16 protein-coding genes, 2 tRNA genes and 1 pseudogene are annotated in these 21,192 nt (G+C 60.2%); 14 read left to right on the top strand and 5 right to left on the bottom strand.

Annotated elements, in window-relative coordinates; translation table 11 throughout:
• Positions 1-69: 69 nt before the first annotated feature.
• Both orn and AB7M26_RS02665 read left to right on the top strand, forming a co-directional pair.
• Positions 70-612: an oligoribonuclease gene (gene orn, locus AB7M26_RS02670; protein ID WP_008068863.1), complete on the top strand. Its 543-nt coding sequence runs from the start codon at positions 70-72 to the stop codon at positions 610-612.
• Positions 613-835: 223 nt separating this feature from the next.
• A complete protein-coding gene (locus tag AB7M26_RS02665) occupies positions 836-1,447 on the top strand; it encodes a trimeric intracellular cation channel family protein (protein WP_030128339.1) in 612 nt (203 codons plus the stop codon).
• Positions 1,448-1,548: 101 nt separating this feature from the next.
• On the opposite strand, the gene queG is transcribed toward AB7M26_RS02665, so the two are convergent.
• The gene (queG, locus tag AB7M26_RS02660; protein WP_123499859.1) at positions 1,549-2,613 is read right to left on the bottom strand and encodes a tRNA epoxyqueuosine(34) reductase QueG; all 1,065 of its coding nucleotides are present in this window, start codon (positions 2,611-2,613) and stop codon (positions 1,549-1,551) included.
• 63 nt (positions 2,614-2,676) lie between these two features.
• Here queG and AB7M26_RS02655 point away from each other — a divergent pair, with 63 nt between their 5' ends.
• The 12 genes from AB7M26_RS02655 to AB7M26_RS02600 all read left to right on the top strand — a co-directional run bounded on the left by AB7M26_RS02655 (position 2,677) and on the right by AB7M26_RS02600 (position 17,686).
• Positions 2,677-4,176, top strand: coding sequence for an NAD(P)H-hydrate dehydratase (locus AB7M26_RS02655; RefSeq protein WP_123499857.1), 1,500 nt, complete (start codon positions 2,677-2,679; stop codon positions 4,174-4,176).
• Positions 4,164-4,634: a tRNA (adenosine(37)-N6)-threonylcarbamoyltransferase complex ATPase subunit type 1 TsaE gene (tsaE, locus tag AB7M26_RS02650; protein ID WP_123499855.1), complete on the top strand. Its 471-nt coding sequence runs from the start codon at positions 4,164-4,166 to the stop codon at positions 4,632-4,634. Before AB7M26_RS02655 ends, tsaE begins: the two co-directional genes overlap by 13 nt.
• Positions 4,635-6,065, top strand: coding sequence for an N-acetylmuramoyl-L-alanine amidase (locus tag AB7M26_RS02645; RefSeq protein ID WP_123499853.1), 1,431 nt, complete (start codon positions 4,635-4,637; stop codon positions 6,063-6,065).
• 8 nt (positions 6,066-6,073) lie between these two features.
• Positions 6,074-7,972 (top strand): DNA mismatch repair endonuclease MutL, encoded by a 1,899-nt coding sequence (gene mutL / locus AB7M26_RS02640; RefSeq protein WP_185022217.1) that lies wholly within the window; start codon positions 6,074-6,076, stop codon positions 7,970-7,972.
• Positions 7,972-8,943 (top strand): tRNA (adenosine(37)-N6)-dimethylallyltransferase MiaA, encoded by a 972-nt coding sequence (miaA, locus tag AB7M26_RS02635; RefSeq protein WP_123499849.1) that lies wholly within the window; start codon positions 7,972-7,974, stop codon positions 8,941-8,943. Before mutL ends, miaA begins: the two co-directional genes overlap by 1 nt.
• A 94-nt stretch (positions 8,944-9,037) precedes the next feature.
• On the top strand, positions 9,038-9,298 hold the full coding sequence (hfq, locus tag AB7M26_RS02630; protein ID WP_007902656.1) for an RNA chaperone Hfq: 261 nt from the start codon (positions 9,038-9,040) through the stop codon (positions 9,296-9,298).
• A gap of 12 nt (positions 9,299-9,310) precedes the next feature.
• Positions 9,311-10,612 carry a ribosome rescue GTPase HflX gene (gene hflX, locus AB7M26_RS02625; RefSeq protein ID WP_008009827.1) on the top strand — a complete coding sequence of 434 codons (1,302 nt, stop codon included), beginning with the start codon at positions 9,311-9,313 and terminating at the stop codon, positions 10,610-10,612.
• 96 nt (positions 10,613-10,708) lie between these two features.
• Positions 10,709-11,881, top strand: coding sequence for an FtsH protease activity modulator HflK (gene hflK / locus AB7M26_RS02620; RefSeq protein WP_401174957.1), 1,173 nt, complete (start codon positions 10,709-10,711; stop codon positions 11,879-11,881).
• Positions 11,881-12,750 carry a protease modulator HflC gene (gene hflC / locus AB7M26_RS02615; RefSeq protein ID WP_123499847.1) on the top strand — a complete coding sequence of 290 codons (870 nt, stop codon included), beginning with the start codon at positions 11,881-11,883 and terminating at the stop codon, positions 12,748-12,750. The genes hflK and hflC overlap by 1 nt, the downstream gene beginning before the upstream one ends.
• Before the next feature lie 317 nt (positions 12,751-13,067).
• Positions 13,068-14,255: an ATP phosphoribosyltransferase regulatory subunit gene (locus AB7M26_RS02610; RefSeq protein ID WP_008068877.1), complete on the top strand. Its 1,188-nt coding sequence runs from the start codon at positions 13,068-13,070 to the stop codon at positions 14,253-14,255.
• Positions 14,256-14,309: 54 nt separating this feature from the next.
• Positions 14,310-15,602, top strand: coding sequence for an adenylosuccinate synthase (locus tag AB7M26_RS02605; RefSeq protein WP_008068879.1), 1,293 nt, complete (start codon positions 14,310-14,312; stop codon positions 15,600-15,602).
• 149 nt (positions 15,603-15,751) lie between these two features.
• The gene (locus AB7M26_RS02600; RefSeq protein WP_123499869.1) at positions 15,752-17,686 is read left to right on the top strand and encodes a methyl-accepting chemotaxis protein; all 1,935 of its coding nucleotides are present in this window, start codon (positions 15,752-15,754) and stop codon (positions 17,684-17,686) included.
• Positions 17,687-17,782: 96 nt separating this feature from the next.
• Here AB7M26_RS02600 and AB7M26_RS02595 read toward each other — a convergent pair.
• The 4 genes and pseudogenes from AB7M26_RS02595 to AB7M26_RS02580 all read right to left on the bottom strand — a co-directional run bounded on the left by AB7M26_RS02595 (position 17,783) and on the right by AB7M26_RS02580 (position 21,032).
• A pseudogene (locus AB7M26_RS02595) lies at positions 17,783-19,349 on the bottom strand (ABC transporter permease).
• Positions 19,349-20,359 carry an iron ABC transporter substrate-binding protein gene (locus tag AB7M26_RS02590; RefSeq protein WP_123499843.1) on the bottom strand — a complete coding sequence of 337 codons (1,011 nt, stop codon included), beginning with the start codon at positions 20,357-20,359 and terminating at the stop codon, positions 19,349-19,351. The pseudogene AB7M26_RS02595 and the gene AB7M26_RS02590 overlap by 1 nt, the downstream one beginning before the upstream one ends.
• A 334-nt stretch (positions 20,360-20,693) precedes the next feature.
• Positions 20,694-20,780 (bottom strand) — tRNA-Leu (locus tag AB7M26_RS02585).
• Positions 20,781-20,945: 165 nt separating this feature from the next.
• Positions 20,946-21,032: transfer RNA gene (locus AB7M26_RS02580), tRNA-Leu, on the bottom strand.
• Positions 21,033-21,192: the final 160 nt, after the last annotated feature.

Raw genomic sequence — 21,192 nt, 5'->3', positions numbered from 1 at the left:
GGCCGCGAGTTTAGCACGCCCGGTGGCCTCCCTAGGCTAAACTGCGCACCTACGCCGAGGAGCCGACTCATGCAAAACCCGCTGAACCTGATCTGGATCGACCTGGAAATGACCGGTCTGAACCCTGATACCGACGTCATCATCGAGATGGCCACTATCGTCACCGACAGTAATTTGAACACCTTGGCCGAAGGTCCGGTGATCGCCATCCATCACAGTGACGAGATCCTCGCCGGCATGGACGAGTGGAATACCCGTCAGCACGGCGGCTCCGGGCTGACCCAACGGGTTCGCGACAGCCGCATCAGCATGGCCGAAGCCGAAGCCGAGACCATCGCCTTCCTGGAAAAATGGGTGCCGAAGGGCAAGTCACCGATCTGTGGCAACAGCATCTGCCAGGACCGTCGCTTCCTTTATACCCACATGAAGTCGCTGGAAAGCTACTTCCATTACCGCAACCTCGACGTGTCGACTCTTAAAGAGCTGGCCGCGCGCTGGGCACCGGACGTACGCGACAGCTTCAAAAAGGGCAGCACCCACCTGGCCCTGGACGACATCCGCGAATCGATCGCCGAGCTTCAGCACTACCGCAAGAATTTCATCAAGTTCTGATTGGGCATGAGTGGGCTTTTGTGGCGAGGGAGCTTGCTCCCCCTCGGCTGCGTAGCAGTCGTAAAGTCAGCCGGCGCGGTCTATCTGAAGAATTGCGTTGTTAGCAAATGGGGCCGCTCTGCGGCCCAGCGGGAGCAAGCTCCCTCGCCACAGGTTCTCTTGCCCCCTTTTGGTGCCCTGACGATCTGAGTAGACTGCGCGCCTTTCTGCCAGGACCGCCACCATGTTGCTGATGCTCTATCTGATCGCCATTACTGCCGAAGCCATGACGGGCGCCCTGTCTGCGGGCCGTCGCGGCATGGACTGGTTTGGCGTGGTGCTGATTGCGTGCGTCACGGCGCTGGGCGGCGGTTCGGTACGCGACGTGCTGCTCGGCCACTACCCGCTGACTTGGGTCAAACACCCGGAATACCTGGTGTTGACCTCCGTTGCGGCGATGCTGACGATCTTCATTGCCCGCTGGATGCGCCATCTGCGTTCACTGTTTCTGGTGCTCGACGCGGTGGGTCTGGTGGCGTTCACCCTGATCGGCTGCATGACGGCCCTGGAAATGGGCCACGGCATGCTGGTGGCCTCGGTCAGCGGTGTGATCACGGGCGTGTTTGGCGGCATCTTGCGGGACATCTTCTGCAACGACATCCCGCTGATCTTCCGCCGCGAGCTCTACGCCAGCGTCTCGTTTGCCGCGGCATGGTGCTATCTGCTCTGCATTTACCTGCAATTACCCGGTGAACAGGCGATCCTGATCACCCTGTTCGGCGGCTTCCTGCTGCGCTTGCTGGCGATCCGTTTCCATTGGGAAATGCCCAAGTTCGTTTATAACGACGAGGCCTGACACGGTCTCTGTAGCAGCTGCCGAAGGCTGCGTTCGAGGCCGCAGGACTCGCTTTGCGAAATGACGACTGCTGCGCAGCCGAACGCAGCCTTCGGCAGCTGCTACAGGAGTCCGTGTTGTTTCAGGGCCCATTCGACGTGTTCGCGCACCAGTTCCGACGGATAGTCCCGCCGTGCCTTGAGCGCTTCCAGCACCGGAATGCTGGATGGCGCATTACCCAGGCCGACCGCCAGATTGCGCAACCAACGCTCGTAACCCGCACGTCTGAGTGGTGAGCCTTCGGTGCTGCTGAGGAACTTCTCTTCGTCCCACATGAACAGTTCGGCCAGTTCGGCGTTGTCCAGATTGTGCCTTGGCTTGAAATCGCTTTCCCCGGAAGGTCGGGCGAAGCGGTTCCACGGGCAGACGATCTGACAGTCATCGCAACCGAACACCCGATTGCCGATCAGCGGCCGCAAATCTTCAGGGATCGCACTTTTCAGTTCGATGGTCAGGTACGAAATGCAGCGTCGGGCGTCCAGTACATACGGACCGACGAAGGCGTTGGTCGGGCAGATATCCAGACAGGCGGTGCAGCGGCCGCAGTGTTCCGTGGTGTGGGGCGGGTCCACCGGCAGCGGCAGGTCGACGAACAGTTCGCTGAGGAAGAAATAACTGCCGGCCTTGCGATTCAAGACCAGCGTGTTTTTGCCGATCCAGCCCAGACCAGCCTGTTCGGCGATGGCTTTTTCCAGCACCGGGGCGCTGTCGACAAAGGCGCGGTAGCCGAACGGGCCGATCACTGCCTGTATTTTTTCTGCCAGTTGTTGCACGCGTTTACGGATCAATTTGTGGTAATCGCGGCCCAAGGCATAACGCGAGACGTAGGCTTTTTCCGGTTCGGCCAGGCGTTTGGCCATTTCGGTGTCGCCCGGCAGGTAGTCCATGCGCAGGGAAACGACTCGCAAGGTGCCCGGCACTAGTTCTTCCGGGTGCGAACGTTTGCTTCCATGGGCACCCATATACTCCATTTCGCCGTGGTAGCCGGCTTCGAGCCAGCGCTCCAGGTGCTGCTCATGCTCGGCCAGGTCGAGGCCGCTGATGCCGACTTGCTGAAAGCCCAGCTCGCGGCCCCAGTCCTTGATGGATTGGGCGAGGGCGGGCAGGTCTGTGGTAATAGCGGGCATGAGACGAGAGAAACCGGAGCTGAGGTGCGTATAATTCTGCCAGACATCGGAGCCTGAAGACGCATGCCGCACACTAAAGATGAATTACCCGACGCGCTGTATAGCGCCGCGCAAGTCCGAGGGCTCGATGCGAGCCTGATTGCGGCCGGTACACCGGGCTTCGAATTGATGCGGCGTGCAGCGCGGGCGACCTGGCGCGCGCTGGTCCGCCATTGGCCCACGGCCCACGAATTGAGCGTGGTGGCCGGCCACGGCAATAACGCAGGCGACGGTTACCTGGTGGCCGTGCTGGCCCGACGTGCCGGCTGGCACGTGCGGGTGCTGGCCGTCGGTGATCCCGGGCGTCTGCAGGGCGATGCCGCATCGGCCCATGCCGAGGCGGTAGCCGAAGGCGTCGCCATTCAAGACTGGAATGCGCACTGCGAATTACGTGGCATTGTGCTGGATGCCTTGCTTGGCACTGGCCTGACCGGTGAAGTGCGCGAGCCATACGCCAGTGTCATCGCCGCGATCAACGCCAGTGGGTTACCGGTTGCAGCGGTGGATATCCCCTCGGGGCTGTGCGCCGATACGGGGCGCCAGCTCGGCATTGCGGTTCGAGCGGACCTCACGGTGACGTTCATCGGCTTGAAGCTGGGCCTGTTCACCGGTGACGCTGCGGATGTGGTTGGCGATTTGGTCTTCAATGATCTGCTAGCCGCCCCTGAGACGTTTATCGGGGCCACGGTCAGTGCTCGTCGCCTGACGGCAGGTAATGTGCCGCATCTGACCGGTCGCGCACCAACTGGCCACAAAGGCAAATTTGGCCACGTATTGCTGATCGGCGGTGATCGCGGTTTTGGCGGCGCCATCCTGCTCGGTGCACAAAGCGCCCTGCGCAGCGGTGCCGGCATGGTGTCCGTGGCCACTCGCAGCGAGCATGTTTCAGCTGCATTGGCGCGGTTGCCTGAAGCGATGGTGCTCGGCATTTCGTCGGCCAATCAATTGATGGGGCTGCTTGCGAAGGTCACGGTGCTGGTCGTCGGCCCAGGGCTGGGGCAGGCCGCCTGGGGGCGCAGTCTGTTGTCGGCCGCGGCCAATGCGCCGCTGCCGCAAGTCTGGGACGCCGATGCGTTGAACCTGTTGGCCGAAGGTGGCGTGAGTTTGCCCGCCCATTGTGTTATCACGCCGCACCCTGGCGAGGCGGCGCGATTGCTGGGGCTATCGACGGCCGATGTTCAGGCCGATCGTCCTGCCGCTGCCCATGCATTGAGCAAAAAATATACAGCTGTCGTGGTGCTCAAAGGCGCCGGCAGCCTGATCGCCAGCCCCGACGGGCGCCTGGCGCTGTGTCATCAGGGCCATCCGGCCATGGCATCTGCCGGTTTGGGCGATGTGCTGGCCGGTCTGGTCGGCGCCTTGCTCGCTCAGGGTATGGATGCGTATGACGCGGCATGCCTGGCGGTCTGGCTGCACGCCAATGCCGGCGCGCAACAAGGTAAATTCGGCCGTGGGCTGGCGGCCAGTGATCTGATTCCAGCCATTCGTCAGTTGTTGGAGGAGCAAGCACCGTGTCTGAAGTAACCCTGTACCTGGCTGATGAAGAGGCGATGACCGCATTTGGTGCGCGCATTGCACAAACCACTGAAGGGCACGGTCTGATTTTTCTCGAGGGGGATTTGGGTGCGGGGAAAACCACGCTGTCCCGGGGCATTATTCGTGGCCTGGGACATACAGGCGCGGTAAAAAGTCCGACCTTCACCCTGGTCGAGCCCTACGAGATCGGCGACATCCGCGCCTTCCATTTCGACCTGTATCGACTGGTCGATCCGGAGGAGCTGGAGTACCTCGGCATCCGCGACTATTTCGAAGACGACGCGTTGTGCCTGATCGAATGGCCCCGTAACGGTGCAGGCTTTTTGCCAAAGCCCGACCTGACCATTACCATTAGCCCGCAAGACAGCGGGCGTTCGCTGAAAATTTTGCCCCAGGGCTCGCGTGGCGAGTCGTGGTGTGCCGCTTTGGCATTGGAATTCAATTAAATGATGGGGTTAGGTATGCGCTTTCGCGCGTTGGTTGCTGCCGTAGGATTGTTGTTTCTGGCGGTGACCGTCGACGCTGTGGCCGAGACGAAGGTCAACAGTGTTCGCCTGTGGCGGGCGCCGGACAACACGCGGCTGGTGTTTGACCTGACAGGGTCTGTCCAGCACAGCGTTTTTACCCTGACCTCCCCGGATCGGCTGGTGATCGACATCAATGGCGCAACTCTGGGGGCGCCGCTGAACGTCAATACCTCGAACACTCCGATCACCGCAATGCGCTCGGCTCAACGTACGCCGACTGACCTGCGGGTGGTCATCGACCTGAAAAAGGCCGTCACGCCAAAAAGCTTCACCTTGGCGCCAAACGCCCAATATGGCAATCGCCTGGTCGTCGACCTGTTCGACAATGCGGCCGATGCCGCGCCACCGCCTGCGCCAACGCCGGCTGTGGCGACGTTGCCTGCGGTCCCTGTCGCACCCTCCGAGCCTTCGATCAAATTGCCGCCCGCCCCGGCCGGCAAGCGCGACATCATTGTGGTGATCGATGCCGGCCACGGTGGCGAAGACCCAGGCGCTTCGGGCTCTCGCGGTCAGCGTGAAAAAGACGTGGTGCTGGCCATCGCCCGTGAACTGCAGCGTCAGGTCAATGGCATGAAAGGCTTCCGCGCCGAACTGACTCGCACCGGCGACTACTTCATTCCGTTGCGCGGTCGTACCGAAATTGCCCGTAAGAAAGGTGCTGACCTGTTCGTTTCGATCCACGCCGACGCCGCACCTTCGGCTGCTGCGTTTGGTGCCTCGGTGTTCGCCTTGTCTGACCGTGGCGCGACGTCGGAGACCGCCCGTTGGCTGGCCGACAGCGAAAACCGTTCCGACTTGATCGGTGGTGCCGGCAACGTCAGCCTCGACGACAAGGACCGCATGCTGGCCGGCGTGCTGCTCGATTTGTCGATGACCGCTTCCCTGACGTCCAGCCTCAACGTTGGCCAGAAAGTCTTGAGCAACATCGGCCGCGTCACGCCGCTGCACAAACAGCGCGTAGAGCAAGCCGGGTTCATGGTACTGAAGTCGCCGGACATCCCGTCGATTCTGGTGGAAACCGGGTTCATCTCCAACGCCAACGAAGCGTCCAAGCTTGCCGCTGCGAACCATCAGCAAGCGCTGGCGCGTTCTATCAGCAGCGGCGTGCGGCAGTTCTTCCAGCAGAATCCACCGCCGGGCACCTACATTGCCTGGTTGCGCGATTCCGGCAAAATCGCCCAGGGCCCGCGTGACCATCGCGTCAATCCCGGTGAGACCCTGGCGATGATCGCCGTGCGCTATCAGGTGTCTCCGGCCACCTTGCGCAGCGCTAACAACCTTAAGAGCGACGAGCTGAAGATTGGTCAGACGTTGACCATCCCCGGCACTGAACTGGCGGCCAAAGAATGAACCAGGTGCTGACCAATGCTGCGCGCATCGAGCTGCTCAGCCCGCGGCTGGCGAACCAGATTGCCGCCGGTGAAGTGGTCGAGCGCCCGGCCTCGGTGATCAAGGAGTTGCTGGAGAATAGCCTCGACTCCGGTGCCAAACGCATCGATGTCGATGTGGAGCAGGGCGGCGTCAAGTTGCTGCGGGTGCGCGACGATGGCAGCGGCATTTCTGCCGATGACCTGCCTTTGGCTCTGGCCCGTCACGCCACCAGCAAGATTCGTAACCTGGAAGACCTTGAACAGGTGATGAGCCTGGGGTTTCGTGGTGAGGCGCTGGCGTCCATCAGCTCCGTGGCGCGCCTGACCCTGACGTCCCGCACTCGCGATGCCGATCAGGCGTGGCAGGTGGAAACCGAAGGCCGGGACATGGCGCCGCGGGTGCAACCGGCAGCTCATCCGGTGGGGACTTCGGTGGAAGTGCGCGATTTGTTCTTCAATACGCCGGCGCGCCGCAAGTTTCTCAAGACCGAAAAAACCGAATTCGATCACCTGCAAGAAGTGATCAAGCGTCTGGCGCTGGCGCGGTTCGACGTGGCGTTCCATCTGCGCCACAACGGCAAAACCATCCTCAGCCTGCACGAAGCCCACGATGACGCGGCCCGCGCCCGGCGTGTGGCGGCGATCTGCGGGGCGGGTTTCCTGGAGCAGGCGCTGCCGATCGAGATCGAGCGCAATGGCCTGCATTTGTGGGGTTGGGTCGGGTTGCCGACCTTCAACCGCAGCCAGGCGGATTTGCAGTATTTCTTCGTGAACGGCCGCGCGGTGCGCGACAAACTGGTGGCCCACGCGGTGCGCCAGGCTTATCGCGACGTGCTGTTCAACGGTCGGCACCCGACGTTCGTGCTGTTTTTCGAAGTCGATCCGGCGGGCGTCGACGTCAACGTGCACCCGACCAAGCACGAAGTACGCTTCCGTGACGGACGCATGGTTCACGATTTCCTCTATGGCACTTTGCACCGCGCTCTCGGCGATGTGCGGCCGGAAGATCATCTGGCCGCGCCTGTCGCGACCGCGATGGTGCGGCCGACCGGCATCGAAGCCGGTGAGTTCGGTCCGCAGGGCGAAATGCGTCTGGCGGCCAATGCGCTGCTGGAGCAGCCTCAGGCCCAGCCGTCATTCAACACGCCGGCTGGCTCGGGTGCTGGCGCCGGTTATCAGTATCAATACACGCCGCGGCCTCAGTCCGGCGTGCCCGTCGCCGAAGCTCAAGCGGCCTACCGTGAGTTCTTCGCGCCTTTGCCCGAAGCCAACGCGGTCGCGCTGCCGGCCGGGCAGGATGACATTCCGCCGCTGGGCTATGCGTTGGCGCAGCTCAAGGGCATCTATATTCTTTCGGAAAACGCCCAAGGCCTGGTGCTGGTGGACATGCACGCCGCTCACGAGCGGATCATGTACGAACGCCTGAAAATCGCCATGGCCAGCGAAGGCCTGAGCGGTCAGCCGCTGTTGGTGCCAGAGTCCCTGGCGGTCAGTCAGCGCGAAGCCGATTGCGCCGAAGAACACGTCGCGTGGTTCCAGCGGCTGGGCTTTGAATTGCAGCGCCTTGGCCCGGAGTCGCTGGCCATCCGGCAAATTCCCGCCTTGCTGAAGCAGGCGGAAGCCAATCGGCTGGTCAGCGACGTTCTGGCGGATTTGATGGAATACGGCACCAGCGACCGGATTCAGGCACACCTGAACGAACTGCTCGGCACCATGGCCTGCCACGGCGCGATTCGCGCGAATCGGCGTCTGGCCTTGCCGGAAATGAACGGTCTGCTGCGGGACATGGAAAACACCGAACGCAGCGGTCAATGCAACCATGGCCGACCGACCTGGACCCAACTGGGCCTGGACGATCTGGACAAACTGTTTTTGCGCGGTCGTTGATGAGCCAGCTCCCTCCTGCGATTTTCCTGATGGGGCCGACGGCTGCCGGCAAGACCGACCTGGCCATCGAACTCACCAAGGTTCTGCCCTGCGAGCTGATCAGCGTCGATTCGGCGCTGGTTTACCGTGGCATGGACATTGGCACTGCCAAACCTTCCAAAGAGCTATTGGCCGAATTTCCGCATCGGTTGATCGATATTCTCGATCCGGCCGAGAGTTATTCCGCTGCGGATTTTCGTCGGGATGCGCTTGAGGCCATGGCCGAGATCACCGAGCGGGGCAAAATTCCGCTGCTGGTAGGCGGCACAATGCTCTACTACAAGGCTTTGCTCGAAGGTCTGGCCGACATGCCGGCGGCCGATCCGCAGGTGCGCGCGCAAATCGAAGAAGAGGCTGCACGCCTTGGTTGGCAAGCCCTGCATGATCAATTGGCGGTCATCGATCCGCAATCGGCCGCGCGAATTCATCCGAACGATCCGCAGCGCCTTAGTCGCGCGCTGGAAGTTTATCGCGTCAGTGGTCAGAGCATGACTGAGCTACGCTTGCGACAATCTGCGCAAAGTACTGAAGCAGCCGCTTCGGGACTGCAACAATTGCCCTATACTGTCGCGAACTTGGCTATCGCCCCGGCAAATCGCCAGGTACTGCACGAGCGTATTAAACAAAGATTCACAAATATGTTGGAACAGGGATTCATCGACGAGGTCGTAGCCCTGCGAGATAGAGGTGACCTGCATTCGGGGATGCCGTCTATACGTGCTGTAGGTTATCGACAAGTCTGGGATTACCTGGATGGCAAGCTGACGCAAGCCGAGATGCAGGAGCGTGGAATCATTGCCACGCGCCAATTGGCAAAGCGCCAGTTCACCTGGCTACGCAGTTGGGCTGATTTACACTGGTTGGACAGCCTCGATTGCGACAATCTGCCGCGCGCCTTGAAATACCTTGGGACCATCTCCATATTGAGCTGAGTCCTTGCAATTGCCGTCTATCCTTGGGGGTGTGACGGCCCCAAGCCATCTGTTTACCTATTTTTTATATTGAATCCTTAAAGGAGTGCGGCACATGTCAAAAGGGCATTCGCTACAAGACCCTTACTTGAATACTTTACGTAAAGAGAAAGTGGGGGTTTCCATCTACCTGGTCAACGGGATCAAACTGCAAGGCACGATCGAGTCTTTCGACCAGTTCGTTATCCTGCTGAAAAACACCGTTAGCCAAATGGTTTACAAACACGCTATCTCTACAGTGGTGCCGGTTCGTCCAATTCGTCTGCCTAGCGCAACCGAATCCGAAGCAGGTGACGCTGAGCCAGGTAACGCCTGATAGGAGTCTCCTTTGTTCTTTGAGCGCCACGGTGGTGGTGAACGGGCAATTCTCGTTCACTTGGATGGTCAGGACCCTGAGGCGCGCGAAGATCCGCAGGAGTTTCAGGAGTTGGCAATTTCGGCTGGCGCCGAGACCGTCGCGTTTTTTAACGTGCCGCGTCATCGGCCAACCGCCAAAACCCTGATCAGCAGCGGCAAGGTCGAAGAGTTACGCGATCTGGTCAGCGCCGAACAGGTCGATCTGGTGATTTTCAATCACATCCTCACGCCCAGTCAGGAACGTAACCTCGAACGTATTTTCGAGTGCCGCGTGATTGACCGCACGGGTTTGATTCTCGATATCTTCGCCCAACGCGCCCGCACCCATGAAGGCAAGCTCCAGGTTGAACTGGCTCAGCTTGAACACATGAGTACGCGGCTGGTTCGTGGCTGGACTCACCTTGAGCGGCAGAAGGGCGGTATCGGTCTGCGCGGCCCGGGTGAAACCCAGCTGGAAACCGACCGGCGCCTGTTGCGGGTTCGCCTGCGGCAGATCAAGGGGCGCCTGGAAAAGGTCCGCAGCCAGCGCGAGCAATCTCGTCGCGGGCGCAAACGTGCTGACATTCCGACGGTTTCACTGGTGGGTTACACCAACGCCGGCAAATCGACGCTGTTCAACTCGGTCACCGATTCCGACGTCTTCGCCGCCGACCAGTTATTCGCGACCCTCGACCCGACCTTGCGCCGACTCGAACTCGACGACCTCGGACCGATCGTGCTGGCCGACACCGTAGGCTTCATTCGCCACCTGCCGCACAAACTGGTCGAGGCATTTCGGGCTACGCTCGAAGAGTCGAGCAACTCCGACCTGCTGCTGCATGTGATCGATGCGCATGAGCCTGAGCGTATGGCCCAGATTGAACAGGTCATGGTGGTGCTCGGAGAGATCGGGGCGCAAGACTTGCCGATCCTTGAGGTATACAACAAACTCGATTTGCTCGAGGGTGTTGAGCCGCAGATCCAGCGCGATGCCGATGGCAAGCCGCAGCGGGTCTGGTTGTCGGCCAAGGACGGTACCGGTCTTGACCTGCTCAAGCAGGCCGTGGCCGAACTGTTAGGCAGTGATTTGTTTGTTGGTACCTTGCGCTTGCCGCAACGTTTTGCTCGACTGCGTGCGCAGTTTTTCGAACTCGGTGCGGTGCAAAAAGAAGAACACGACGAAGAAGGCATTAGTTTGCTGGCCGTTCGCTTGCCACGGATCGAACTGAATCGACTCGTGAGCCGCGAAGGTCTGCAACCGATGGAATTCATCGAGCAACACACTTTGCAATAAAAGCCTGAGAAAGCGGTTGTGCCGCGGTGACAGGCATTCTGTAGCATTGGTCGGCGCGCCGTGGGTGCGTCTTTGCTTTATCAGATGGAGAGCGCTATGGCTTGGAATGAGCCGGGTGGCAACTCGAATAATCAGGATCCTTGGGGTGGCAAGCGCCGCAATAACGGCGACCGCAAGGGACCACCGGATCTCGACGAGGCCTTCCGAAAGCTGCAGGAAAGCCTGAACGGGTTGTTCGGTGGTGGTAAAAAACGCGGTGACGAGGGCGGTCGCCCGGGCAAGAGCGGCGGCTTCGGCGGCCTGCTCGGCATCGGCCTGGTCGTGCTGGCGGCTGTGTGGCTGTACAGCGCTGTCTACGTGGTCGACGAGCAGGAGCAAGCCGTAGTGCTGCGCTTCGGCAAATACTATGAAACCGTCGGCCCGGGCCTGAACATCTATTTCCCGCCGATCGATCGCAAGTACATGGAAAATGTCACGCGTGAGCGTGCCTATACCAAGCAGGGTCAAATGCTGACTGAAGACGAAAACATCGTCGAAGTGCCGCTGACCGTGCAGTACAAGATCAGCAACCTGCAAGACTTCGTGCTGAACGTCGATCAGCCGGAAATCAGCCTGCAACATGCAACCGACAGTGCCTTGCGTCACGTGGTGGGTTCTACCGCCATGGATCAGGTGCTGACCGAAGGTCGTGAGCTGATGGCCAGCGAAATCAAGGAGCGTCTGCAACGCTTCCTCGATACCTACCGCACCGGTATCACCGTCACCCAGGTCAACGTACAGAGCGCAGCTGCACCGCGTGAAGTCCAGGAAGCCTTCGATGACGTGATCCGCGCCCGTGAAGATGAGCAGCGTTCGCGAAACCAGGCTGAAACCTACGCCAACGGCGTCGTGCCGGAAGCCCGTGGTCAGGCCCAGCGCATCCTCGAGGATGCCAACGGTTACCGCGACGAGACCGTCTCCCGCGCCAAGGGTGAGGCCGATCGCTTCACCAAGCTGGTGGCCGAGTATCGCAAGGCCCCTGAGGTCACCCGCCAGCGTCTGTATCTGGACACCATGCAGGAAATCTTCAGCAACACCAGCAAGGTTCTCGTGACCGGCAACAAGGATGGCCAGAACAATCTGCTGTACTTGCCGCTGGACAAGATGATCGACAGTGGTCGCAGCTCCGGCGCTCCGGTGACCGGCGCAGCAGCCAGCAGCAATGAAGTGAATGCGCGTGCGGCAGCTGATCTGCAGCAACAGCAAGCACGTACCAGGGAGAGTCGCTGATGAGCAATAAATCGCTGATCGCCCTTATTATCGGCGTCGTCGTGGCGATCGTTGCCTGGAACTGCTTCTACATCGTGGCTCAGACCGAGCGCGCGGTGATGCTGCAGTTCGGTCGCGTGGTCCAGACCGATGTTCAACCGGGCCTGCACATGAAAGTGCCTTACGTGAACAAGGTGCGCAAATTCGACGCCCGCCTGATGACACTGGATGCACCGACGCAACGCTTCCTGACGCTGGAAAAGAAAGCCGTAATGGTCGATGCCTACGCCAAATGGCGCGTGAAAGATGCCGAGCGCTTCTACACCGCGACTTCCGGCCTCAAGCAGATTGCCGACGAGCGTCTTTCCCGTCGTCTGGAGTCGGGCCTGCGTGACCAGTTCGGTAAGCGCACCCTGCACGAAGTAGTGTCCGGTGAGCGTGATGCGCTGATGGCTGACATCACCAACTCGCTGAACAAGATGGCGGAAAAAGAGCTGGGCATCGAAGTTGTCGATGTCCGGGTCAAAACCATCGACCTGCCGAAGGAAGTGAACCGCAGCGTGTTCGAACGAATGAGCACCGAGCGTGAGCGTGAAGCTCGCGAGCACCGCGCCAAGGGTAACGAGCTGGCTGAAGGCATCCGTGCCGACGCCGACCGTCAACGCCGTGTGCTGCTGGCTGAAGCCTATCGTGAATCTGAAGAGGTTCGCGGTGACGGTGATGCCCAGGCTGCTGCGATCTACTCCAAGGCATACGGTCAGGATCAGGAGTTCTACGCGTTCTACCGTAGCCTGCGTGCCTACCGTGAAAGCTTCGCGAACAAATCCGACGTCATGGTCCTGGACCCGGGCAGCGACTTCTTCCGTTACCTGGAAAAAGCCAAGCCTTGATACGGCGTTGACCTGAATCATCCCCCGCCTGGCGGCTAAAACCTCGGGCGGGGTGATCCTTTGGGAAAACGTGTGTATGATGCGGCAGCCGGGAAATTCCCGGCTTTTTTGCGTCTGCACGTTTGATTGCTGTTTTTATGCAGGCACCCGAGTTGAATGACTCGACAGGTTTTTCGAGGAAAGTGGTTGGCGAAGCCGGTTTCAGGCTTTTCGCCCCGTTGTCCATGCCCGCGGTTTGTGTGCATGGGCCGATCATTTTCTGCTTCACTCAAGGCTCGCCCAAAGGCTTGTCGCCCGGATCATAGGGGAATGGCGTAATGGCAACGGTAGACCGCTGGCTGCTGCCAGATGGCATCGAAGAAGTACTGCCACCAGAAGCTGCGCGCATCGAAATAGCGCGTCGCCAGGTGTTGGATCTGTTCCAGAGCTGGGGTTACGAGTTTGTCGTGACTCCCCATATCGAGTACCTGGAATCCCTGCTGACCGGCGCGGGCTCGGACCTCGATCTGCGCACCTTCAAGGTCATCGACCCGCAGTCGGGCCGGCAGATGGGTTTCCGTGCCGACATCACGCCGCAAGTGGCGCGCATCGATGCGCACACCCTGCGTCGCGAAGGCCCGAGCCGTCTGTGCTATGCCGGTAGCGTGCTGCACGCTCAGCCACGTGCCTTGTCGTCCTCACGCAGCCCGATTCAACTGGGCGCCGAGTTGTACGGCGATGCCAGCCCGAGCAGCGACGTAGAAGTCATCAGCCTGATGCTGGCCATGCTGCAACTGGCCGATGTGCCGGATGTGCACATGGACCTCGGCCATGTCGGCATCTACCGCGGCCTGGCCCGCGCCGCCGGTTTGTCCGGTGAAGTCGAGCAACAGTTGTTCGATGCATTGCAACGTAAAGCCATCGACGAGGTCATTACCTTGACCGAAGGCTTGCCTGCCGATCTGTCGGGCATGCTGCGAGCGCTGGTCGACCTGTGTGGCGGTCGTGAAGTGTTGAGCGCAGCGCGCGAGCGTCTGGCCAATGCGCCGGCGCCCGTGCTGGCGGCCCTGGACGATTTGCTGGCAATTGCCGAACGTCTGTCCACGCGTTTCCCGGAATTACCGCTGTATTTCGACCTGGGCGAGTTGCGCGGCTATCACTACCACACTGGTGTAGTGTTCGCCGTGTTCGTACCGGGTGTTGGCCAGTCCATTGCTCAAGGCGGTCGTTACGACGACATCGGCGCTGACTTCGGTCGTGCCCGTCCGGCAACTGGTTTCTCTACCGATTTGAAAACCCTGGTGACCCTGGGGCGTGCTGAAATCGAGCTACCGTCTGGCGGTATCTGGATGCCTGACAGTACGGATGCAGCACTCTGGCAGCAGGTTTGCCAGTTGCGCAGTGAGGGTCAGCGTGTCGTTCAGGCATTGCCTGGGCAGCTTTTGGCCGCCGCCCGTGAAGCGGACTGCGACCGGCAATTGATTCAGCAGAACGGGCTTTGGCAAGTATTGCCGCTGGCTTCTTGAGTTTTCCTGCCGGCCGCCGCCGGCACCAAGTTTGCGCGAATGAGGACAAGTGTTATGGGTAAGAATGTCGTAGTCCTGGGCACCCAATGGGGTGATGAGGGCAAAGGCAAGATCGTTGATCTGCTGACCGAACATGCTGCCGCCGTAGTGCGCTACCAAGGTGGCCACAACGCTGGCCACACCCTGGTGATCGACGGCGAAAAAACCGTCTTGCACCTGATCCCGTCGGGCGTGCTGCGCGAAGGCGTGCAGTGCCTGATCGGTAACGGCGTGGTGGTTGCACCCGACGCGCTGCTGCGGGAAATCATCAAGCTGGAAGAAAAAGGCGTACCGGTGCGCGAGCGCCTGCGTATCAGCCCGTCCTGCCCGCTGATCCTGTCCTACCACGTAGCGCTGGACCAGGCCCGTGAAAAGGCCCGTGGCGAGCTGAAGATCGGTACTACCGGTCGTGGCATCGGCCCGGCTTACGAAGACAAGGTTGCCCGTCGCGGTCTGCGCATCGGTGACCTGTTCCACCGCGAGCGTTTCGCCGCCAAGCTGGGCGAGTTGCTGGATTACCACAACTTCGTACTGGTCAATTACTACAAAGAGCCAGCAATCGACTTCCAGAAGACACTCGACGAGTGCATGGAATACGCCGAGCTGCTCAAGCCGATGATGGTCGACGTCACCGCTGAACTGCACGAGCTGCGTCGCGCTGGCAAAGACATCATGTTCGAAGGCGCCCAAGGCTCCCTGCTGGACATCGACCACGGCACCTACCCGTACGTCACCAGCTCCAATACCACCGCGGGCGGCATCGCCACCGGTTCGGGTTTTGGCCCGATGTACCTGGATTACATCCTCGGCATCACCAAGGCTTACACCACTCGCGTGGGTTCGGGCCCATTCCCGACTGAACTGTTCGACGACGTCGGTGCTTTCCTGGCCAAGCGTGGCCATGAGTTCGGCGCTACTACCGGTCGTGCCCGTCGTTGCGGCTGGTTCGATGCCGTCATCCTGCGTCGCGCCATCGACGTCAACAGCATTTCGGGCCTGTGCCTGACCAAGCTGGACGTGCTGGACGGTCTGGAAACCATCAACATCTGCGTGGGCTACAAGAACCAGGACGGTGCAGTGATCGACGCACCGACTGACGCCGATAGCTACATTGGCCTGGAGCCGGTGTACGAGCAAATGCCAGGCTGGACCGAATCCACCGTCGGTGCCAAGACTCTGGAAGAGCTGCCTCAGGCTGCACGCAACTACATCAAGCGCGTCGAAGAGTTGGTCGGTGCTCCGATCGACATTATTTCGACGGGCCCGGACCGCAACGAAACCATCGTTCTGCGTCACCCGTTCGCTTAATAAGTCGTTGATGTAAAACACAAAGGCCCCTTAATTGGGGCCTTTGTCGTTTATGCCTGTCGAACGGCATGACCTTTGCTGTGAACATTGAAAAAGCATCGTTTCTGACGTGCTATCAATTTGATGGCGTCAAAGCAGAGGGATTTTCAGTGTCGGCCGTTCTCTCACTGTTACAAAGCCGTCTCTTGCGGCCCGTGTTCGTTACCCTAGGTATCGCCCTTTTGGTGCAGGTGCTGGTAGCTGTCGCTCTGACCCGGAGCACAGTGACTGCGCTGGAAGCTGATTTGGGTATGCGGTTGGACGCCGATAGCCAAAAGCTCTCGGGTGAACTTGAGCAGGCAGGGCGTGAAGTCACGTCGAGCCTGGATAACCTGTCCACCAGTACCCGTCAGCGCCTGACGGCCGGGCTGTCTTCGCGTCTGAAGGACGAGCAGGCGCAACTGCGTGCGACGCTGGAGAAGGACCTGAAGGATTCGGCCAACGACATGGCGCAGCTTCTGGCCTCGGTCGCACCCCGCGCCATGTGGGACAGCGACATCCCCACCCTGTCCGAATTCGCTCGCCGTGCCCAGCGCAATCCCAATGTGTTGTTCGTGGTCTACGACGACGCCACGGGCCAGCACCTGACGCGCTACCTCAACCGGGAGAACCCGATCAACAAGGCGCTTCTGGAAAAAGGCCAGGGCGAGCGGGCGCTGGACAAGGTGCTGGATGCGGCGAAGAACGATCCGTCGGTCTACTACCTTGAAGCCTCGATCAATCCCAATGGGGTGGAGATCGGCAAGGTGTTGATGGGCGTCTCGACCGCCTCCGTGGAAACCGATGTGGCGGCGCTGGACAAGCGATTCTCGGCGCTGATCGCCAGCAGTGATCAACTGGTGGGTGACAGTCTCAAAGGCGCGGCGGCTGACAGTGCGGCGGCGATGCGCGGGCGTCTGCAATCGGCACAGTCCACCGCCACTGAAATGAAAGCCAATACCACCACTGCCGTGCAGGAAGCTGCCGGGACTTTGCGCTGGCGCATCGGCATGGGCCTGGCGCTGGTAGGTTTTGGTGTGCTGCTGTTGCTCGCGGTGGTGCTGGGTCGTCGAGTGGTCAATCGCTTGAAGCTGCTGATCGCCGCCATGGATGACCTGGCGGCAGGTGAGGGTGATCTGACCAAGCGTGTGCAGATCAACAGCCAGGATGAGATTGGCGACATGGCCTCGGCGGTCAATCGCTTTGTGGATAAGTTGCAGCCGATCGTGCGGGAGGCGGGCGATGTGGCCCAGCGTACCGGCGTGGAAATTGGTGCCATGACTTTGCGCAATGCCGGTGCCGATGCAGCGGCGGGCATGCAGCGCGATGAAGTAGCCGAAAGCTTGCGCGCGTTGTCGCAAATGGCTGACGAAGCTCAGTCTGAAAGCCACGCCATGCAGGCCGCTTTGCAGCAGGTGGTGGGCATTCGTCAGGCCACGGATGAAAACACTCGGACCTCGGCGAAAGTTGGCAGTCTCATTGAGGCATTGGCCGGACAAGTCGACACCGGTGCGAAAGTCATCGAGCGCCTGGCGCAGCAGAGTGAGCAGATTGAAGTGGTGCTGACGGTGATTCACGGGATCGCCGAACAAACCAACTTGCTGGCGTTGAACGCGGCCATTGAGGCGGCGCGTGCCGGCGAGACCGGTCGCGGGTTTGCCGTGGTGGCGGATGAGGTGCGGGCACTGGCGAGCAAGACTCAGAGCTCAACCGGCGACATTCAGGCTCACATTGTTGCGTTGCAGCAGGGCGCGCGCGAGGCGGTCGCGGCAATCGGGCAGGCCGGACGTCAGGCTAGTGAGGGTTTGCTGGTGTTGCGCGACAGTGCGCGGTTGCAGCAGTCGGTGCAGGCGTCGGTCGAGCAGGTGCATGCGGCGATTGGTCTGGCGACACAGGCTGCGGCGCATCAGGCGCAAGGTGCGCAGGCCGTGCGTGGGCGGGTTGAGACCATTCATGCTCAAGCCGAAAAGGCTGCTCAGGCGGTGGTGGAAACCACGGCCAGTGGCAAGGTACTGGATGGCTTGGCGGCGCAGTTGAAAGCTAGCTTGGGGCAGTTCAGGGCTTAAGTTTTTTGTCTGCAAGTCTGACGCCTTCGCGGGCAAGCCTCGCTCCTACAGGGGGTGCGCAATCCTTGTAGGAGCGAGGCTTGCCCGCGAAGCTTTTCAACGGCTCAAATACATCCGCGTCGTCAGCAAGTAAACCGGCAACCCCGACACCACTATCAACAACGCCGCATAAGGCGCCGCCGCCGCAAACTCCACATTCGCGGTATGCGCCCAGACTTCCGTCGCCAGGGTATTCAGTCCGGTGGGACTCAGCAGCAGCGTCGCCGTCAGCTCCTTCATCGCATCCAGAAACACCAGCGCAAAGGCTGCCCCCAAGGCAGGGAAGATGATCGGCAGCGTCACTCGACAAAACGCGCTGAAGGACGACGCTCCCAGCGTGCGTGCGGCCTCTTCCAGTTGCGGTGCTGCCTTGTTCAGCGCCGTACGAATCGGTGCCTGCGCCAGCGGCAGAAACAACAGCGCATAAGCAATCAGCAGCAGCGCGGAGGTCTGGTACAGCATCGGCACATAATGCAGGGCGAAATACACCAGAGTCAGCGCAATCACCAATCCCGGCAGCGCATGCAGCAGATACGGCAGGCGCTCGGCCCAGATTGCCAGTCGGCCTTTATGGCGCACCACCAACAATCCCACCGGTACCGCCAGCACCAGGCACAGCGCCGCACCACCGAGAGACAGCGCCAGAGACGACAACAACGCCTCGCTGATCGCGGCGACCGGGAACGCCGCCGACGAACCCACCATCAGCCAGTACACCAGCATCCCCAGCGGAATGCCGCTGCCGATGATCGCCAGCAGCAGGCAGTAAAGCTGTCCGACAGTCGTCCATGGCCCCAGGCGAACCTGTTGCGCCTGCCTCGCCGCGCCCTGGCCGGTGCGCACATGTCGGCCCTTGCCACGCACGCGTAGCTCCAGCCATAGCAGCACCAGACACAGCGCCAACAGCACCGCCGAGAGCATCGCTGCGTTAGCGTTGCTGAATTCCAGCTCGAACTCGTTGATAGATCGCTGTCGTGAAAGTCTGCAGCCCGATGATCGACAGCGCGCCGAACTCCACCAGCATGTGCAGCGCAATCAGCAGCGAACCGGCCAGCAGTGACGGCCAGAGCAACGGCAGGGTGATTTTAAAGAACACGCCCCAGCGATTCTGCCCCAGGGTTCGTGCGGACTCCTCCAGGGACGGATCGAGATTGCGCAGGGTTGCCGCCACTGGCAGAAAAATCAGCGGGTATTTGGACAGGGTCATCACCAGAATCGCGCCGCCTAGCCCTTCGAAGTGAGCGCTCAGGGAGACCCAGGTGAAGCTGCTGACAAACGCCGGCACCGCGAACGGCAGGCACAGGATCACGCCCCATAGCTGTCGACCCGGCAGATTGCTGCGTTCCAGCAACCAGGCGAGCGACAGGCCAATCACGCCGCAGGCCAGCGTGACGCCCACCATCAGCGCCAGCGTATTACGCAGCAGGCCAAACACGTAAGGTCGCCACAGCAGATGCAGCGCCTCGGCCCAGCCTGCTTGCCAGGTTTTGAGGCCGACATAAGCCAGTGGCAACAGGCTGAGCACCACCAGCAGCAAAACCGGCAGCAACAACCAGATCGACGGCCGCTTGCGCCGTGGCACGTACCCCCCACGCAAGGCGGGGGCAGATAACGATGCGCTCATCAGTTCAAGCCAACGTCACGTTCCAGGTCCAGGGCTTCTTCGGCGTTTCCGAGATCGGCGGGCGTGACGTTCGGTGCTTGCAGTTCGCTGAACGGCTTGAGGCCGCGATCCGATTCCATGCCTTTGTGCAGCGGGTATTCGGCGGTGGTCTGGGTGATCACGCGCTGACCTTCTTCGCTGGCCATGTAGGCGAGGAATTGCTGGGCTTCTTTTGGATGTTTGCTGGATTTCAGTACGGCGGCGCTGGAAACGGTGATCAACCCGCCGACGTCGCCGCCAGTGAAGTAATGCAGTTTCGAATCGAGCTGGCCTTTTTCACGCTGCAAGGCGAACCAGTAGTAATTGTTCACCAGTACGGTGGCGACTTCGCCGTTTTCCACGGCCTTCAGCGCGACCATGTTGTTGCTGTAGGTCTTGCCGAATGCACGCAGGCCGGTGAGCCATTCTTCGGCGGCGTCCATGCCGTGGACTTTAATGATCGCCACGGCCTGTTCCTGGAATGCGCCGCTGGTGGGCACAAAGCCGACTTTGCCTTGCCATTTCGGATCGGAGAACTCCATTACCGACTTGGGCAGGTCTTTTTCATCGATCAACTTGGGATTGAACGCAACTACGCGGACTCGCGCAGTGATACCGATCCAGGTGCCGTTGCCGGCGACATAGTCCTTTGGCAGAACGGCGAGGGTGGCGGCGTCGGTCTGAGCCAGCAGGCCTTGTTCGCCGAGTTTGTTCAGTGGTGGGGATTCTTCGGTGTAAATCACGTCGGCGGGGGAGCGATCACCTTCTTCGACGATCTGGCTGGCGAGCTGGTTGCTGCTGCCCTTGCGCACATTGACGTGAATCCCGGTCCTGGCTTCGAAGGCTTTGGCGACGGCGTCGCCGACTTCCTTGTGTTGGCCGTTATAGAGTGTCAGGGAAACCGGATCGGCGGCTTGGGTGAGGGGAGTGGCGAGTGTCAGGCCGAGCAGGGTGATGGTCAGACCGCGGCGCAGGGTATTTCGAAACATCATTCGCAGGGTTCCTCACTGTCGCATTGCAAAAACTTGTAACAATGATAAACGATATTGTTTCTCATGTGCGTCTTGCGGGTCTGAGGAGTGTTTGCTAGAGGGGCGGGGGCGAGTTTTTGTGGCGAGGGAGCTTGCTCCCGTTCGGCTGCGAAGCAGTCGTAAGTCCTGAGAGTGCGGTGTAACTATTGGAATGATGAGGAGCGCTTCGCACTCCAGCGGGAGCAAGCTCCCTCGCCACAGGAAGTAATGGCTTGGGGTTTTCGAAAGCCAGAAACGCAAAAACCCGCTTTCGCGGGTTTCTGTGAAATTCAAGATCGTGACCTTGAATTTGAATTGGTGCCCAGAAGAAGACTCGAACTTCCACGACCTTGCGGTCACCAGCACCTGAAGCTGGCGTGTCTACCAATTTCACCATCTGGGCATAATCTTCAGCGTTGCCGCTGTTGATGTGGCGCACTATACGGAGAGCATTTTGATCTGTAAACCCCTGATTTAATTTTAATAAACCGGAAGCCTTAAATGCAAAAACCCGCTTTCGCGGGTTTTTGTGTGAGCCTTGAAATTGTTCTAATCTCAAGCTCGAAATTGGTGCCCAGAAGAAGACTCGAACTTCCACGACCTTGCGGTCACCAGCACCTGAAGCTGGCGTGTCTACCAATTTCACCATCTGGGCAGTATCGGCAGCGCGTGTGCGTCGTCGATGGCGCGCACTATACGGAGCGTCTTTTTAACTGTAAACCCCCGGCATCGAAAAAACCTGGAAAATTTCTCCAGTGGTATTCAAATCAGCTTTGCGATGTCGATAAAGGGCTTTAGATGGGCTGTCATAGCCT

Source organism: Pseudomonas sp. F-14 TE3482 (assembly GCF_053629455.1).
The sequence above is the reverse complement of the archived record's forward strand: the minus strand, read 5'-3'. Positions and strand labels throughout refer to the sequence as shown.